General features: G+C 69.4%; 14 protein-coding genes. 10 read left to right on the top strand and 4 right to left on the bottom strand.

Going from position 1 to position 16,475, the window contains the following annotated elements:
- Nucleotides 1–35: 35 nt before the first annotated feature.
- The 5 genes from NVU01S_RS09725 to NVU01S_RS09705 all read left to right on the top strand — a co-directional run bounded on the left by NVU01S_RS09725 (nucleotide 36) and on the right by NVU01S_RS09705 (nucleotide 5,938).
- Nucleotides 36–1,169: a putative GTPase gene (locus tag NVU01S_RS09725; RefSeq protein ID WP_043663936.1), complete on the top strand. Its 1,134-nt coding sequence runs from the start codon at nucleotides 36–38 to the stop codon at nucleotides 1,167–1,169.
- Nucleotides 1,156–2,745, top strand: coding sequence for a hypothetical protein (locus tag NVU01S_RS09720; protein ID WP_043663935.1), 1,590 nt, complete (start codon nucleotides 1,156–1,158; stop codon nucleotides 2,743–2,745). The genes NVU01S_RS09725 and NVU01S_RS09720 overlap by 14 nt, the downstream gene beginning before the upstream one ends.
- Before the next feature lie 244 nt (nucleotides 2,746–2,989).
- Nucleotides 2,990–4,822 (top strand): phosphoenolpyruvate carboxykinase (GTP), encoded by a 1,833-nt coding sequence (locus tag NVU01S_RS09715; protein WP_043663932.1) that lies wholly within the window; start codon nucleotides 2,990–2,992, stop codon nucleotides 4,820–4,822.
- A 364-nt stretch (nucleotides 4,823–5,186) separates the two neighbouring features.
- Nucleotides 5,187–5,552, top strand: a complete 366-nt coding sequence (locus tag NVU01S_RS43300; protein ID WP_156161400.1) for a hypothetical protein — start codon at nucleotides 5,187–5,189, stop codon at nucleotides 5,550–5,552.
- A gap of 20 nt (nucleotides 5,553–5,572) precedes the next feature.
- Nucleotides 5,573–5,938, top strand: coding sequence for a hypothetical protein (locus tag NVU01S_RS09705; RefSeq protein ID WP_043663926.1), 366 nt, complete (start codon nucleotides 5,573–5,575; stop codon nucleotides 5,936–5,938).
- Nucleotides 5,939–6,016: 78 nt separating this feature from the next.
- Here the strand turns inward: NVU01S_RS09705 and NVU01S_RS45215 are convergent, their stop codons facing one another.
- Nucleotides 6,017–6,772, bottom strand: a complete 756-nt coding sequence (locus NVU01S_RS45215; RefSeq protein WP_043663923.1) for an HD domain-containing protein — start codon at nucleotides 6,770–6,772, stop codon at nucleotides 6,017–6,019.
- 104 nt (nucleotides 6,773–6,876) lie between these two features.
- Between NVU01S_RS45215 and NVU01S_RS09695 the strand changes: the two genes are divergently transcribed.
- Together NVU01S_RS09695 and NVU01S_RS09690 are read left to right on the top strand one after the other, a co-directional pair.
- Entirely contained in the window at nucleotides 6,877–7,827 is a 951-nt protein-coding gene (locus NVU01S_RS09695; RefSeq protein WP_043663921.1) for a GlxA family transcriptional regulator, read from the top strand.
- 500 nt (nucleotides 7,828–8,327) lie between these two features.
- On the top strand, nucleotides 8,328–8,531 hold the full coding sequence (locus NVU01S_RS09690) for a hypothetical protein (RefSeq protein ID WP_042258632.1): 204 nt from the start codon (nucleotides 8,328–8,330) through the stop codon (nucleotides 8,529–8,531).
- Between the two features lie 36 nt (nucleotides 8,532–8,567).
- Here the strand turns inward: NVU01S_RS09690 and NVU01S_RS09685 are convergent, their stop codons facing one another.
- A complete protein-coding gene (locus NVU01S_RS09685) occupies nucleotides 8,568–10,013 on the bottom strand; it encodes an aldehyde dehydrogenase (protein ID WP_043663918.1) in 1,446 nt (481 codons plus the stop codon).
- A 210-nt stretch (nucleotides 10,014–10,223) separates the two neighbouring features.
- Here NVU01S_RS09685 and NVU01S_RS09680 point away from each other — a divergent pair, with 210 nt between their 5' ends.
- On the top strand, nucleotides 10,224–10,526 hold the full coding sequence (locus NVU01S_RS09680) for a hypothetical protein (RefSeq protein ID WP_014988943.1): 303 nt from the start codon (nucleotides 10,224–10,226) through the stop codon (nucleotides 10,524–10,526).
- 65 nt (nucleotides 10,527–10,591) lie between these two features.
- Here NVU01S_RS09680 and NVU01S_RS09675 read toward each other — a convergent pair whose 3' ends face one another.
- Entirely contained in the window at nucleotides 10,592–11,377 is a 786-nt protein-coding gene (locus tag NVU01S_RS09675) for a class I SAM-dependent methyltransferase (RefSeq protein ID WP_052280144.1), read from the bottom strand.
- Between the two features lie 210 nt (nucleotides 11,378–11,587).
- Between NVU01S_RS09675 and NVU01S_RS09670 the strand changes: the two genes are divergently transcribed.
- Entirely contained in the window at nucleotides 11,588–12,760 is a 1,173-nt protein-coding gene (locus NVU01S_RS09670; protein ID WP_043663914.1) for a glycosyltransferase family 4 protein, read from the top strand.
- 37 nt (nucleotides 12,761–12,797) lie between these two features.
- On the opposite strand, the gene NVU01S_RS09665 is transcribed toward NVU01S_RS09670, so the two are convergent.
- Complete coding sequence (locus tag NVU01S_RS09665; protein WP_052280143.1) at nucleotides 12,798–14,669, bottom strand: MmpA family trehalose lipid delivery protein; 1,872 nt, start codon at nucleotides 14,667–14,669, stop codon at nucleotides 12,798–12,800.
- A gap of 238 nt (nucleotides 14,670–14,907) precedes the next feature.
- Between NVU01S_RS09665 and NVU01S_RS09660 the strand changes: the two genes are divergently transcribed.
- Entirely contained in the window at nucleotides 14,908–16,071 is a 1,164-nt protein-coding gene (locus NVU01S_RS09660; protein WP_244467091.1) for a polysaccharide biosynthesis protein, read from the top strand.
- Nucleotides 16,072–16,475 lie beyond the last annotated feature (404 nt).

Genomic DNA, 16,475 nt, shown 5'->3' with positions numbered 1-16,475 from the left:
TCTGCAAGAATTGCGCACCGTAAAGGGGGTGCAGCATGCCGACAGCCACCGAGCACGAGGGACCGTTGCGCGAACGCGGCGTGCCGACGGGGGAAAAGGACTACCTCGATCAGCTGCTCGCGGACCTGGCCTTCGGGACCGGGCGGGACGCACAGATCGGGTACGCGGCGGGGGCCGCGGTCAGCACGTGGCGTAAACCGCCGCGAATCCAGGTCACCGGCCGGGCCAACGCCGGGCGCACCACGGTGCTGCACGCGCTGGCCCTCATGTCCGCCGTCGAAACCGGGCCGGTCGACGAGCCGGAGACACCGGAACCGACGCTCGACGCCGACATCGTCGTCTACGTGCTGTCGGCGGCTCCGTCGCCCGCGGATCGGCGGCTGCTCGCCACGTTGCCGCCCGAGCGCACCGTCGTGGTCTTGAACAAGGCCGATGCGATCGGCGCGCGCTGGGCCGACGCGGTCACCGCCGCGGAGCAGTACGGCAGGGAACTCGGCGTCGCCGTGCTGCCGGTGGTCGCCTCGCTCGCCGTCCGCACCCGCGCCGGCGCCATGACCGATGTCGACGTCGCCGCACTGCGCCGCCTGCTCGCGAACGACGATGCGGCGCTGACTCTTTCGCCGGACCTCTTCGTCGCGCCCGGCCCGGATCAGGCCGCCCGCGCAGACCTGTTGCAGCGCTGGGACCTGTACGGGGTGACCTGCGCGCTCGCCGCGCTGCGGCACGATCCGGAACTCGCGCCGCAGACCCTGCTGCAGATCCTGCACGCGGCCAGCGGTATCGACGCGCTGCACCGGCTGCTGCATCGGCGCTACGAGCAGGTCTCCGCGCTGCGCGGCGGCGAACTGCTCGACGAACTCACGCGCTTGGCCGCCCGCGCGGTGCCCGCGGAGCAGAGCCGGGCCCGCGACATCCTGGAGAAGTATCTCTTCGGGGACGACGCCCGCTGGCTCGGTCTGTGCGCGGGGCTGGCGCATCCGTCCGTCGCGCACCTGGCCGCCGGCTATCCCTCGCCCGCGCCCGCCGACGCCGACGACGCGATGGCCCGCGCGGCCCGCTGGCGCGCGGTCGTCGCCAGCGATATGCCCGCCACCGCCCGCCGCGCGGCGTTACGGGTGCACAACGGCTACGTCCGACTATGGGAACGGATGAGCAGTGCCGGTCTCTGACATACCGGACGGATCGCCGGGCGCCGCTCCGGCGGCCGATTCGCTGGACCTGCCCGCCGAGGACGAACAGCCCGGATCGGCCGCGCGCCTGTCCGGCCCGCTCGCGCCCGACGTCGAAGCGGTTGTCGCGCGGTGGAATCCGCAGGGCACCGCGCTGCTGCGCGCCGTGCGGGAGGGCGGCGCGGCCGGCTCGGTCCTGCTCATCGGCCCTCTCGACGCCAACACCACGCTGCTGCGGACCGAACTCGCGCGCTTCGAACCGCGGATTCCGCTCGCCGACCCGGTGGCCGAACCGGGCCTGCCCGCGGAGACCGGGTCGGCGCCCGCGTCGCTCGCGCTGCTTTTGCTGGACGCGGGCACCACGCTCGGCGCCGACACGCTGCAGCTCGTGCGGCGCCTGCGGTCCGACGGCACGCGGATCCTGCTCGCCATGAACGGCATCCACGCGTATCAGGACTGGCGCGCCGTGCGCGAGCGAAACCTGGCCCTGCTGGCCGGGCAGGGCGCGGGCGAACTCGACATCCTGCCGGTCTCGGCGCGGCTGGCGGCGGCGGCCCGCGCGTCCGGGGACGCCGGACTGATGGACCGCTCCGGGCTGGGCGCGCTGCACGCGCAGCTGGCCGCGGCGGCGCAGAGCGCGGAAGCCGACGGCGGCGACCGGCTCGCGGCGGTGACCGCGCGCGTGCTGACCGAAACCCGTCAGCGGGTCACCGAGCAGGTGACCACCCTGCGCTCCGGCGCCGAATCGGCCCGGCTGCGGGAGGAACGCGCGGTGCTGCTGGCCGGCCGCGACGGCGGCCGGGCCACCGCCATGTCGACCCTGCGCGGTCAGTTGCACCTGGCTCGCGTCGACCTGATGACCGAGGTGGGCGCGCGGATCCGGGCGTTGCACACCGCGACCCGCGGCGACCTGGACCGGCTGCGCCGCCGCGACCTGACCGGCTATCCGGATCGGTTGCAGCACGCCGTGACCGAACTCACCGGCGGCGTCGACCAGGCCATCGACCAGCGGCTCGCCGAGCTGGCCGCGCACATCGGCGGCGTCGCCGCGCCCGAGACCGGACTGCCGCCGCGCCGCCGCGACCCCGCGCCCAGAGTCGGTCCGGACCCCGATCCGCGACACCGGGGTGTCGAAGATCACCTCATGATCGTGCTCGGCGCTTCGGCCGGTGTCGGCCTCGGCCGCCTGCTGGTTTCGCCCTTCGCGCTCGTTCCGGCCCTGGACGTGGCGAGTGTGCCGGTGACCCTGCTGCTCGGCGCGGGCGCCGCGGGCTGGGTGGTGCGGGCGCGCGGGCAGCTCGCCGATCGCGCGCACGTGCGGCAGTGGGTCTCCGACGCGCTGATCAACGTAAAAGCCCAGCTCGAGCAGCGCGTGGCGACGGCGCTCGTGGAAACTGAGACGGTGCTGGCGGATCGCGTCGTGCGCGCCAGCGCCACCCGCATGGTCGACACCGATCGCCGGGTCGCCGAGGTCGAAGCGCGATTACGCCGGACCGTCGCCGAACAACCCGGACAACTCGCCGCATGTGAACGTGACATCGAGATCCTCGACCGCTGGATCACGCCGGTTGAATAACTATTGAGAATGGGTACATAGTGACGAACCCGATTCCGTACCGGTCGTCACATCGCGTTAACCTCTAATCAGGAACTTGGGCGTCCGCTAAGTCCTCGTCCGCCGTCCAGCCGGGGCGCGGCTTTCGACTGGTCGTAGCGGGTGCCTTCCCGCCAATGGTGGCGCTCGGTGTGTTACCGCTGGTCAAGGGCCTTGGGCCAAGCGGAGGCAGATCGTAGGGACCGCCCATCTCAGGAGAGTTTTCATGACCTCAGCGACCATTCCTGGTCTTCGTGGATCCGACGGCAAACCGCCGACCGAGCACAGCGAACTACTCGCCTGGGTACAGGAAGTCGCAGAACTAACTCAGCCAGAGCGCGTGGTCTGGGCGGACGGTTCCGACGAAGAATGGGACCGCCTCACCACTCAGCTCGTCGAGGCGGGCACCTTCAAGCAGCTCGACCCGAAGAAGAAGCCGAATTCCTTCCTCGCGCTCTCCGATCCCTCGGACGTGGCCCGGGTGGAGTCGCGCACCTACATCTGTTCCAAGAGCGAGTCCGACGCCGGCCCGACCAACAACTGGGTCGACCCCGCCGAGATGCGCGCCACCATGACCGAGCTGTACCGCGGCTCGATGAAGGGCCGCACCATGTACGTGGTGCCGTTCTGCATGGGCCCGCTCGGCGCCGAGGACCCCAAGCTCGGCGTGGAGATCACCGACTCGGAGTACGTCGTCGTCTCGATGCGCGTGATGACCCGCATGGGTACCGCCGCGCTGGAGAAGCTCGGCACCGACCGCCCGTTCGTGAAGGCGCTGCACTCGGTCGGCGCCCCGCTGGCCGAGGGCCAGGCCGACGTGCCGTGGCCGTGCAACGACACCAAATACATCACCCACTTCCCGGAGGACCGCGAGATCTGGAGCTACGGCTCCGGCTACGGCGGTAACGCGCTGCTCGGCAAGAAGTGCTACTCGCTGCGGATCGCCTCGGCCATGGCCCACGACGAGGGCTGGCTGGCCGAGCACATGCTGATCCTCAAGCTGATCTCCCCGGAGAACAAGGCCTACTACATCGCCGCCGCCTTCCCGAGCGCCTGCGGCAAGACCAACCTCGCGATGATCCAGCCGACCGTCCCCGGCTGGCGCGCCGAAACCCTCGGCGACGACATCGCCTGGATGCGGTTCGGCAAGGACGGGCAGCTGTACGCGGTGAACCCGGAATACGGTTTCTTCGGCGTCGCGCCCGGCACCAACCGCAGCTCCAACCCGAACGCCATGGCCACCATGGAGGCGGGCAACACCGTCTACACCAACGTCGCGCTGACCGACAACAACGACGTGTGGTGGGAGGGCCTGGAGGGCGAGCCCGATCACCTGATCGACTGGAAGGGCAACGACTGGTACCTGCGGGAAACCGAGACGCTGGCCGCCCACCCGAACTCGCGCTACTGCACGCCGATGGCGCAGTGCCCGATCCTGGCGCCCGAGTGGGACGATCCGCAGGGCGTGCCGATCTCGGCGATCCTGTTCGGTGGCCGGCGCAAGACCACCGTCCCGCTGGTCACCGAGTCCTTCGACTGGCAGCACGGCGTTTTCATGGGCGCCACCCTGTCGTCGGAGCAGACCGCGGCCGCCGAGGGCAAGGTCGGCACCGTGCGTCGCGACCCGATGGCGATGATCCCGTTCATGGGCTACCACGTCGGTGACTACCTGAACCACTGGATCAACCTCGGCAAGAACGCCGACGCCACCAAGCTGCCGAAGATCTTCTACGTCAACTGGTTCCGGCGCGGTGAGGACGGCCGCTTCCTGTGGCCCGGCTTCGGCGAGAACTCCCGGGTGCTGGAGTGGATCGTCGGCCGCGTCGAGGGCACGGCCGAGGCCGAGGCCACCGCGATCGGCAACGTCCCCGTCGCCGCCCAGCTCGACCTCGACGGCCTGAAGGTCGACCCCGACGACGTCGACGAGGCGCTGAAGGTCGACGCCGCCGAGTGGCGCAAAGAAATCCCGCTCATCGAGGAATGGTTCGAATTCGTCGGCGACAAGCTGCCTTCCGGAGTTCGTGACGAATTCGAGGCCCTGAAAGAACGCCTCGGCTGATCCCCCGGTCCGAACCGCCCGCACCGTTCCCGGTGCGGGCGGTTCCCTTTTGCACCCCAACAATTTCCGCACAGAAGCAGCCGAATTCATTGTGCGCCAGCCGGTGTGCAGTGCGCCCACGCATCGACAGATCCGGCGTCGCGGGGCCGTAACCCGGTAGAACAGCCCTACGCACCGATTGTGCACTGCGTCACACGTTTATCAGCCTGTGGAACCATGTCGCGGCCCGGCCCGTCCAACCCTATTGACGGACAACGAATTTGGATTCAGCCACACAGGGTGTGGATCCGCCGTCGACACGTGACAAGGCACACCTGCTGTCCGGTTGGCACAGCTGGGGCAGTGGCCGAACCGAGGAGATGAGATGGGGAACATGCGGAGGGCATCGGCGATCGGTTTCATGCTGGCGGGGTCGTTGATTCTGGGGGCCACAACATCGGCGGTGGCGACTGCGACACCGGGCCATCCGATGCAGGTTGCAACTGCCATGACTGGTCAGCCTGCCTCGGCGGGGTGGGTGCCGATGCGGGAGGCGCCGAAGATGGTCTCGGTCACCGTGCGATGCGACAAGGTCAAGAACGACACACCTGGCAACGGGCATTCTGAAGAGAAGATCGAGGGCACGGGCCGCGCCAAGAACCGGAAAGACGCCGAGAAGCTCGCGGAAAAGGATGTCGACAACAAGATGCCGCAGGGTTACCACAAACGGCACTGTCGTGCCATCAACTGAGAGGATGTGACGGATAAGCCGTGAGTAGCTATCTGGTCGTCCAGCTGTACTGCACGCCGGCGCAGGCGGAGGCAACCTGTTCAGCGTTGGAACGCGAGATTGCGAGGTTCCCGGAGTTCGCCGACGCGCGGATCGCGTTGGCACAAGAGACAGAGGCCGATTACGAGATGCACCTGCATTGGGCTGCTGATCATCCTGGACAGGATCCTGCCGACAGGACCTACTACTTGATCCGGGTGGATTCGCCGACCGATGTTCCAGAGCCTGCGCTGAGGGAGGCGGAAACCAAGGTCACCGAGTGGATCGACTCGACCTACAACGACTCTGCCGGCGAGATCGTCGAAGTACAGTGGGGCAGCTACGCCGGGACCAAACTCCTGAGCTGAGTGAATCACGTGCAGAAGGGCTGGCCACCGTCGAAGTGACAGCCCTGTCGGCCCAGTCGCCGATGCTGGGTGACAAACCTATTCGTCGAAGGGGGCGTGGGTTATCAAGGGGCGCATGGCGGCTCGGGTGAGGAGCCATCGGGTGCGGCCGCGGGGGACGGCGGCGGCCTCGTCGGTGAGGGCGGCGGACATGTGGGCGGCGAAATTGTGGCGGGGGTGCCGGTGCAGGAGTTCGGTGACCCAGGCGGGGTCGAGGTCGGCCATGCGGGCGCCGACGACGTCGACGGACGCGCCCGCGTAGATGAAACGGCCTGGCTCGCTGAGGTCTTTGCCGGTGCCGGGGGTGATGTGGGTGGCGATGGCGGTGCCGATCGCGGCGGCCTGTTCGGCAGTGGCGCCCGCGCCGGTGACGAACTCGACGGCCCGTTCGGCGCCGGTGACCGCGAAACAGCGACCGGGCGTGGGGTGTTCGAGTTGCAGGTCGTGCAGCAGGCTGGCGACGTAGACGAGTTCGTCGTCGTAGCGGGCACCGTCGAGGTCGGCGAGGACGCGGCCGAAAAAGTAGGTGCGGTAGGAATGCCCGAGCACATGGATGGAAAGTGCTTCGCGCGCTTGCTCTTCGGCGGCGCGCGCGAGCGCGGAATCGGGTAGCCGCAGGCCCGCGAAGTCGAGCCGTCCCGCGCCGCGCCGACCGGCGGCGAGTCGTGCGCGATCGGCGATGAGGGCGGGCAACGCCCGGGTGACGGTGACCAACAGCTGCCGGCGCTGCTTGCCCGACAGCGCACCGCCCGTCCTGATCGCCCATTCCCCGTCGATGCCGTGCGGCGTGCCCATTGCGAACCCCTCTCCACTGACTCAGGTCCAGTGAATCGCACGCGGGAGCGAGCAACGAGTGGCAGAGATGCCACGGATGCTCGGATTCGTGCCAAACTGCAGGGGTGAAACAGGTCGTCGCGCTCGCCTTGGACGGCGTCATGACCTATGACCTGGCCTGCGCCGTCCAGGTCTTCCGGCACGGACCGAGCAAGTTCGGCGAAGCGGCGGGCTTCGAGATGACCACGTGTGGCCTGCGCAGTGGTCCGGTGTGGACGCCCAACGGATTCGATCTGCGGGTGGACAGCGGACTGGAAGCCGTCGAGCAGGCCGACATCGTCGTCGTCCCCGGCATCGCCCTGCCCACGCTGCCACCACCGGACGACGCCCTCTCGGCACTGCGTGCCGCCGCGGCCCGGGGCGCGATCATGGTGAGCATCTGTGTCGGCGCGTTCGTGCTGGCCCGGGCCGGGCTACTGGACGACCGGCCCGCGACCACGCACTGGGCGTACTGCGACGAGTTCGCCGAACTTTTCCCCGCGGTGAAATTGGACCCGGCAGCGCTCTATGTGGACGACGGCGATGTCCTGACCTCGGCGGGGTTGTCGGCCGGATTCGACCTGTGCCTGCATATCGCGCGCCGGGAGTTGGGCGCGAGCCCCGCGGCCGAACTCGCCCGGTGGAACGTGACGCCGCCGCACCGGTCCGGCGGTCAAGCGCAGTACATTCCGGATCCGTTGGCGGGTGGCAGCTTCCAGGGCGGGTTGGCCGCGACGCTGGCGTGGGTGACGCGGGACCCGGCTGTCGCACCGGATGTTTCGGCGATGGCGGCGCACGCGCTGATGAGCGAACGGACGTTCATTCGCCGGTTCAAGCAGGAGGTCGGCACGACACCGCGGCGGTGGCTGGACGCGCAGCACACGGTGCGCGCCCGCGAATTGCTCGAAACGACAGACCTGCCAGTCGAAGTGGTGGCCGAGCGGTCCGGTTTCGGCAGTGTCACCGCATTGCGGACGCATCTGCGTGCGGCGACCGGTGCGACCCCGGCGGACTATCGCCGGTCGCTACGCCGTTGACGTGTGCTCCCCAGTTGCGCTCCGGTGCGAAGTGGGGATGACGCGACAATGGGGTGCGCACGAGCCTTCCGGCCGCGCACCGGGTTTCATGGTGCAGGAGTCGAATCCCGTTCCATGCCAACAAATACCCGGCGAGATCGGCTCGGGACGGGTGTGGGAATCCTCGCGGCAACCATCCCGCCCGCGCCCGGTCGATGACACATCATCCACACCCGTTGCGCGTGTTTCCCGCCGCGTGAGCCGGAATGTGTGGTGCTATTGGTCATGGTCGGTGGTCACGGAATCGCGCGCAGGGAGCGTTTGCCAAGACGCGGCATGGGGTAGTTGCCTGATGTGTGAGGTTTGCGCAGAGGTGGCTTATGCTTGCAGTGTTCTTGGTCTCATGACCTGCCAGTCCGATTGCTAACCGTTAACTGATCGACTGAACTACTTCCCTATCGACATCGAATTCCCGCGCTGCGGCAAGACGATGAGATCGACGCGCGAGAGGTGGTTGGAGCATGACCGATCTGGAGACGGGCGCGTCCATCGCGCCCCTGGTGGCCGGCTTCGAGCTGACCACGCTCAGCACGCCGTTGCGCCGCGCCGCCGGACGCCTGCAGGCCGTCCTGCCACCGGGATGGCGCGTCGAGATCGTCGACGCGCCCGGCCTGACCGGCCGCGAGAGCGAGCCGGTCCTGCGGGTGGTCATGCCGACGGACTGAGCCGCCGCCACCTCCCGGCTGGTTCCGCTGCGCGAACTAGCCGGTCCACCCCATCGGCATGAGCACCGACTTCTGCTCGCAGAACGAGTCGAGGCCTTCGGGCCCGTTCTCGCGGCCGAGCCCGGAATTCTTGTAGCCGCCGAACGGTGAGCTGGGGTCGAACGCATACCAATTGATCGCGTAGGTGCCGGTCCGCACCCGCGCGGCGATCTCGGCGCCGTGCTCGACGTCGGTCGTCCAGACCGAGCCGGCCAGGCCGTACACCGAGTCGTTGGCGATGGCCACCGCCTCGTCCTCGGTCTCGTAGGGGATCACCGACAGCACCGGCCCGAAGATCTCCTCCTGCGCGATGGTCGACTTGTTGTCCACATCGGCGAAGATCGTCGGCTCGACGAACCAGCCCCGATCCAGACCCTCAGGGCGGCCGCCGCCCAGCACCAAGCGCGCGCCCTCCGCCTTGCCCTTCGCGATATACCCCTCGACCCGTTCGCGCTGCCGCTCGGAGATCAGCGGACCGAGCTGCACCGCGGGATCCGCGGGATCGCCGACCTGCATCGTCTGCACGTGTGCGACGAGCGCGTCGACGGTCTCGTCATAACGACTGCGCGGCGCGAGAATTCGGGTCTGCGCGACGCAGCCCTGCCCGCTGTTCATCAGCCCGGAGAAGGCGAGCACGGGAATGGTGGCCGCGATATCCATGTCCGGCAACAGGATTGCCGCGGACTTGCCGCCGAGTTCCAGGGACACGCTCTTGAGCTGACCGGTGGCGATCGCGCCGATCTTCCGGCCGACCGCGGTGCTGCCGGTGAAGGTGACCTTGTCGACGCCCGGATGCGATACCAGGTACTCCGCGGCCTCGGGTTCGGCGGGCAGCACCGAGAGCACGCCCTCGGGCAGGCCCGCCTCGGTGAAGATGTCGGCCAGCAGGTTGGCCGTGATCGGTGTCAGCGGTGCGGGTTTCAGCACCACGGTGCAACCGGCGAGCAAGGCCGGTCCGAGCTTGTTGGCGGCGAGGAACAGCGGGACATTCCACGCGGTGACCGCCGCGACGACCCCGCGCGGCTCCCGGCTCACCCGTGCGGTGCCGAAGAGTCCGGTACGAGTCTCGTTCCAGGGGAACGTCTTCGCCAGCGCCGCGCACGCGTCCAGCGCCGCCACCGCGGGAATCTGGTTGAGCGTCATGGCGATCATCTGCGGCGCGCCCATTTCCGCGGTGAGCGCGGCGAGCAGCTCGGCCGAACGCTGCTCGATCAGCCGCGCGGCGCGGGTGAGCACTTCGGCCCGCTCCTGCGGCGGCGTGGCGGGCCACGGGCCGTGGTCGAAGGCGTGCCGGGCGGCGGCGACCGCCGCGTCGACGTCGGCCCTGGTGACCGCGGGGACGCTGCCCACCGGCTCGACCGTGACCGGCGAGATGACCTGAACGCGCTCGGTGGTGGCCGGCGCAGTCCAGCGGCCGCCGATGAACAAGCTGTCGTAATGCATGAGAACACGTTACAGTTTTGTGGTCCGGTTGTCTGTAACCTGTTCCAGTTCTGCTTACGGAGGGTGGCGCTGAGCTGGACGGATCCCAACCTGTCGGTTCGCTTTTCGTAGAACGCACTATTGCGTTCTGTTGCTGAAAAGAGGATGCTGTTAGCTACTGATCAGCTCGCTCGATTTCTGAACCGATACCGCAATTGGGGAGACCGAGTCATGGCGGTGCAAGTAGTCGGCAGATCGCTGATGACCAGCGACCAGACCGAACATCAAGCGAAGAGCGTGGGCGCGGGCGGCTGGGTGGTGTCCTTCCTACCGGGGCGCACGCTGACCATCGAGCAAGCAACCGCCGCCATGCAAGCCGCTGAAGCCGTAGCCGTCGTGGGGGCTTTAGCCGACCAGGTCGGTCTCACCACGCTGGAAACCGTCGGTCTCGCGATTCAGGAATCGCCGTGGAGCCGGCCGCTGCACGAACCGTGCGGCAGGCGCACCTGGCGGCGCGGCTGGCTCGAGCACTGAGTTCGTCCGCTGCGCACTGAGTCGTCCGCTGCGCACTGAGTGGTCCGCTGCGCACTGCGTCGTCGCTACGTCTTGGTGGCGACCACGACCAGATTGCTCACCAGTAACTCGCGCAGCGCCGGAACGCGCACGAGCCACCATGCCCAGCGCGGATGATAGCGCGGGAATACGGTGTGTACGTCCGCCGAAGTCGTTGCCGCCCACCGCAATCCGTCCGAAGCGCGCACCGCGAACAGGGACCTGCCGAACCGGTTCTTCGGTTCCCGCCCCTGCTTACGCCGGTACCGCCGCGCCGCGTACTCGCCGCCGAGGTAGTGCCACGGCCCCGTTTCGTGCCCGCCGAACGGGCCGAGCCACACCGTGTACGACAGCACGATCAACCCGCCCGGGCGCGTCACGCGCACCATCTCGTCCGCCATCAGCCACGGATCCGGCACATGCTCGGCGACATTCGACGAAAAGCAGATGTCCACCGCGTCGTCGCGGAACGGCAGCGCCATTCCCGAGCCGCGCACCGCACCCGCCGCCGACAAGCCCGCCGCGTGCATTTCGGAGGGGTCCGGTTCCACCGGGATATACCGCGCGCCCGCGCGCCGGAACTCGTCGGCGAAGTATCCCGGCCCGCCGCCGACATCGAGAATCGTCGCCCCGGTCAGCTCCTTGCCGGTGAGGTCTGTGTAGAAATCGCCGAGCATCGCCGCGCTGTCCTCGGCGAGTCCGCCGTAGAACACCGCCGGATCGGACTGCTCGAACCGGAAACTGCCGAGCAGACGCAGCGACCGGCGCAGCGTCGCGCGGCGCGCGAACCGGGGGGCCGCGCCGTCGGCGGGCGATTTTTCGGCTCTCAACACGGCGCCGAGTCTCGCATAACGGTGTTGTGGAGCTGTCGTCCGCTCCTGCGCTCGCGCGCTCGCCGATAACCAGGTCGGCGGGACGCGGTTGCCGCTCATGTGCCCGCCCGAACGCCGGTGATCGGCTTTCCGGCGGGTCGCCGGGTTAGGGTGTAGCGCGATATCCGACGTTCCCGAAACCGGGACCACCTGACCGAGAGAAGCTCGACCGTGCGCGAAGTCCTCCTGCTGTGCTGGCGCGACACCGGGCACCCGCAGGGCGGCGGCAGCGAACGCTACCTCGAGCAGGTCGGCGCGCAGCTCGCGGCACGCGGTGTCAAGGTCACCCTGCGCACCGCTCGCTATCCGGGCGCGCCGAAGCGTGAACACCTCGACGGCATCGACATCAGCCGGGCCGGTGGGCGTTATTCCGTCTATCCGCGGGCGCTGGCCGCGATGGCGCTCGGCAGGCTCGGTCTCGGGCCGCTGCGCGACGTGCGGCCCGACGCCGTCATCGACACGCAGAACGGCATCCCGTTCTTCGCCACCGCGGCCGCCAAGGCGCCGTCGGTGGTGCTGGTGCATCACGGCCATCGGGAACAGTGGCCGGTCGCGGGGCGGCTGGTCGGCCGGATCGGCTGGTGGATCGAATCGCGACTCTCGCCGCGCGTGCACCGGCGCAATCAATACCTGACTGTTTCGCTGCCCTCCGCCGAAGAACTCGCCACCCTCGGCGTCGAGCAGGCCCGGATCGCGGTGGTGCGCAACGGGGCTGAACCAGTCCCCGCCGACGCGCCGACCGGCGCCGCCGAAACCCGCACGGACAACCCGCGCCTCGTGGTGCTGTCGCGGCTGGTGCCGCACAAGCAGATCGAAGACGCGCTCGCGGTCGTCGCACGACTACGCCCCGGCATCCCCGGCCTGCATCTCGACGTGATCGGCGACGGCTGGTGGGCCGACAACCTGAAAGCCGACGCCGCGCGCCTCGGCATCGCCGACGCCCTCACCTTCCACGGACACGTCGACGAGCGCCGCAAACACGAATTGCTCTCCCGCGCTTGGGTGCACGTGCTGCCCTCGCGCAAGGAAGGCTGGGGGCTCGCCGTCATCGAAGCCGCCCAGCACGGCGTCCCCACCATCGGCTACCGCAGTTCCCGCGGACTCACCGACTCGATCATCGACGGCGTCACCGGACTGCTCGTCGACGACGTCCCCCAATTGTCCGACGCGGTAGGCGAACTGCTCGGCGACCACGCCGCCCGCACCGTAATGGGCGAAAAGGCGCGGGCCCGCGCCCGGGAATTCTCCTGGGAGCAAACGGGAAACGGGGTATACGAGGTGCTGGCCGCAGTCGCCCGCGGCGAACACACGTCAGGATTGATCGCTCCGCGCCCAGTCAGTTGAGTTCGCTCGGGCAATTTGTGGGACTGGAACTTCTCGGCTAAGAACGTGATGCGCCTGTCCCGGGGTGTAGGCGTCTCGGTGCGAGGGTGCGCACCATGACTGCTAGGAGCAGGCCGCCGAGAAGTAGTGCGGTCCATGAAATGTGGGCGGTGATGACGAGTAGGCGATTCGTGGCGGAGCCCGTGCGCTCGTCGATCGGGCCGGGCACGCGGTACAGCGTGAGGTCGGCGTCGGTGTACACCTGATCCAGTTGCGCGAGTGTCGTTTTCGAGTCGCCGAGCGGGCCGGGGGTGCCGCGTTCCAGCAGCACCCAGCCGACGCCCTGCCCGGCCAACTCCGCAGCCGAACCACCGTGCAGGAGCAGGCCTTCCACCGTGCGGGCCCGCGTGCCCTCCCCGGCCACCGTGCGCCCACGTACCGGCAGCTCGCCGGTCTGCAACACGTCGCGTGGCAGCATCCGCGGCGCGGGGTCGAGCACCGGAACCGTCCCGCTGTACCGGAACTTCCGAAACATGCCCCCCGGCAACACCGCAACGTCCCCCGGCCCATCCACCCGCTCGCCAACCTCCCGCCACCCCGCGGGATAGTGCACCGGCCGCAACGCCCCACCCACGCCCCAAGCGAGATCCAGCAGCGGCAGCATCATTGCAACGATGAAAACAGCTGCGACCGTACGGGTCAGCGCCCTGCTCCGCGCAGGGTGTGGCGTGGCAGCGCGAGACGCGGCAGCGGACGCAGTGGCGTGCAAGCGGGCGGCGAGCAGCGTGCAGCCCGCGGCGGCGCACAGGGCATAGGCAGGCATGGCGAGGGCGACGTATTTTTGTGTGTCGCGGAGCAATCCGGTGCCGGGGACGTGGGCGACGAGCCATTCCAGCAGGTGCACGCCCCAGGGGGTGGCGCCGAGGGCGGGCAGCAGGATCGCAAGTGCCGCAAGAACGATGAGGGCGCGGAGCGCGTAGCGATTGCCCTGGGCGGCCCAGACCGATCGCACGCCGGTGGCGACGATGGCCAGTAACAGGAGAGTCCCGATCACCGCGAGCAGTGTTGCCCGCGTAGCCGGCACCGCGTCCCCGTTCCAGATCCCGCCGAGGCCCGCCAGGCTCCCCAGCGTGCCGAGACCGGGTTCGGCCCGAGCGGCGAACGCCGCGATCCCCGCCGGATCCGACGGCTCGCTCCCGGACCCGGACACCGCGGTCGCCAGCAACCACGGCACGGACGCAAGCACAACCAGCACCGCAACCCCGGCGAACCGCCGCCGCCCGACCACCACCAGCGCAGCCACCGCCCCGAGCACCGCACCGGTCGGCGTAAGGCCCGCCGCCGCGAGCGCCCCCGCCAACCCACCCCAATCCCGCAGCGCAGCAAACCGATCCGGCCTCGGATCCGTCTGCGCGTGACCGGCGAATGCCCCAGGTGCTTGACCACTGCGCGACGGCACTCGAATGCGGTTGGCGGTCAGGATGATCCAGGGGAGGGCGGCGTAGCCGGTGAGCAGGCTCCAGTGTCCCTGGAGGAGTCGCTCGGCGAGGTAGGGGTTCCAGAGCGCGACGGTGCTCGCGACCAGTTGGGCGGGCACGGGTGCGTGCAGGAGTTCGCGGACCAGTACGGCGGCGCCGTAACCGGCCGCCCACAGCGCGAGGAGCAGGATCGCTTTGACGAGGAGGCCGCCGTCGAGCAGCGGTGACAGCGCCGCGAGCAGCGCGTCCTGGGGGACCGCGCGCGGGGCCGCGTCACCGAGTCCGAGGGCGGAGCCGGTGAGATAGGAACGCGGGGTACTCACCGCGTCGCGCAGCAGCAGATATCCCGGACCCAGCAGCGGTCCCATGATGAGCAGCGTGAGCACCGCGCTGTACCCGGCGGGGACGAACTTCCCCCACCGCCCGGGCGCCCTCGGCTCGCTCTCGTTCACGCTTGTGCACCCTACGTCCATTACGCCGAGGCAGCCTCGGCGGACGCGTTCATGATCAGGGGGAACTGACGGCGGCGGCTACTCGAACGATGCCGCCACCAGTTCCTCCTGATCTTGAACACGCCCGACCAGGGGGTGCGCAGCCGCCGAAGTGCCACCGGGTGGGACGATGGCGAGCGTGTCTGCGGTCCGTCGATTTCCTGTGGTGGCGGATCTGACGTTGGTGACGGCGGGTGCGATGACCGCCAACGTGGCGGGCTATCTGTTGCAGCTGCTGGCGGGCCGCTGGCTGGGCGTCGCCGGATACAGCGAGTTCGCGAGCCTGCTCGCGGTGCAGTTGCTGTGTGCGGTGCCCGCGCTGGCCTTGCAGAACGTGGTGGCCCGGGAACTGGTCCGGGGTGCGAGTGCCGCCGCGTTGCGCGGGCTGCAGTGGCGGTGCGCGGTGATCGTGGCGGTGGTCGTCGCGTTGTTGATTCCGGTGGTGACCACGGCGTTGAACGTCGGCGTCGCCGCTTGCGCCGCGGCGTTGTGCGCGGCCCCCGCCCTGGTGCTGCTGTCCGGTGAACAGGGAGTGTTGCAGGGGGGCAGGCGGTTTCGAGCGTTGGGCGTCGTACTCGGCGCGGCCGGGATCGCCAGGGTCGCGCCCGCGCTGGTCGTGCTCGCCGCTGGGGGTGGCGCGGCCCCGGCATTGATCGCGGCGGCCGCGGGTATCGCGGGGGCGGCGGCGTTCGCCAGGTTCGTCGCGGGCTCGCCCGCCCCGCGCGACCGCACCGCCGACGTGGACGAAGACGAAGTAGTGCAGGCCATCGGAGTACTGCCGGTGCTGCGGGCCGCGCAGGTGCAGGCGGCGCTGATGGCCCTGTCGTCCGCCGATCTGATCGTCGTCCGGATGGTCCTCGACGACGCGGACGCCAGCCGTTATGCGCTGGGCACCATCGCGACTAAGATCGCGTTTTGGCTGCCGCAGGCGGTCGGCGTGGTGCTGTACCCGCGGATGGCGCAGCCGACGCATTCGGCGCGCGCGATCCGGTCGGCGCTGGCCGTGCTGTCCGGTATCGGCATCGCCGCCGTGCTGTGCGCCGCCCTGGCCGCACCGATCGCGCCGGTGCTGGCGGGCCAGGACTACGCCCCCATTCAAGGACTGCTGTGGCTGTTCGCCTTGCACGGTGCGATCCTCGCCGTACTCCAAGGCGCGATGCTGTCCGCCATCGCCGTCGACCGCACCGCCCTCGCCGCCCTGACCTGGCTGGGCCTGGCGATCGAGGTGACGCTGATGGTCGCGTTCGCCCGCTCGACCCCCGCCCTCATCACCACCGCCGCCGCCTGCGCCGCCACCACGACCCTCGTAGTCGCCGCCATCGTCCTGCGCACAGCAGAGCGCGACCGTCACCAGATCCGCTGACGCACCCGAGACAGCCACCGCGGCAACGTCTCCCCACCCCGCGCACCTTTCGCCGTCCCGCGCGCATGTCGTTCAGCTGACACGCGCGCGGGGTGACATTAAGTGCGCGGGGCGACGTGAGGGTGTGCGCGGGTGGCGGTGAGGTGTGCGCGGTGGCGTGAGGTGCGTGGGGCGGCGTGAGGGTGTGCGCGGGTGGCGGCGAGGTGTGCGCGGTGGCGTGAGGTGCGTGGGTTGGCGTGAGGTGCGCGCAGACACTCGCGTAGGGGGCTGCGTCGCGACCGTGCGTTCACGGGCTGGGGAAAGACCTCCGAGCGTGAGTTCTCACTCCCTCTGTCGCTGCGAGCGCCTGCGCCGTTGACGCGCTCGTGGCCCGCATGACCAGGCCTCGAAGCAGGTCCGGCCCT

The sequence above is a fragment of the Nocardia vulneris genome, assembly GCF_001613425.1.
Classification (GTDB): Bacteria; Actinomycetota; Actinomycetes; order Mycobacteriales; family Mycobacteriaceae; genus Nocardia; species Nocardia vulneris.
This window is presented reverse-complemented; position numbering and strand designations above follow the sequence as displayed.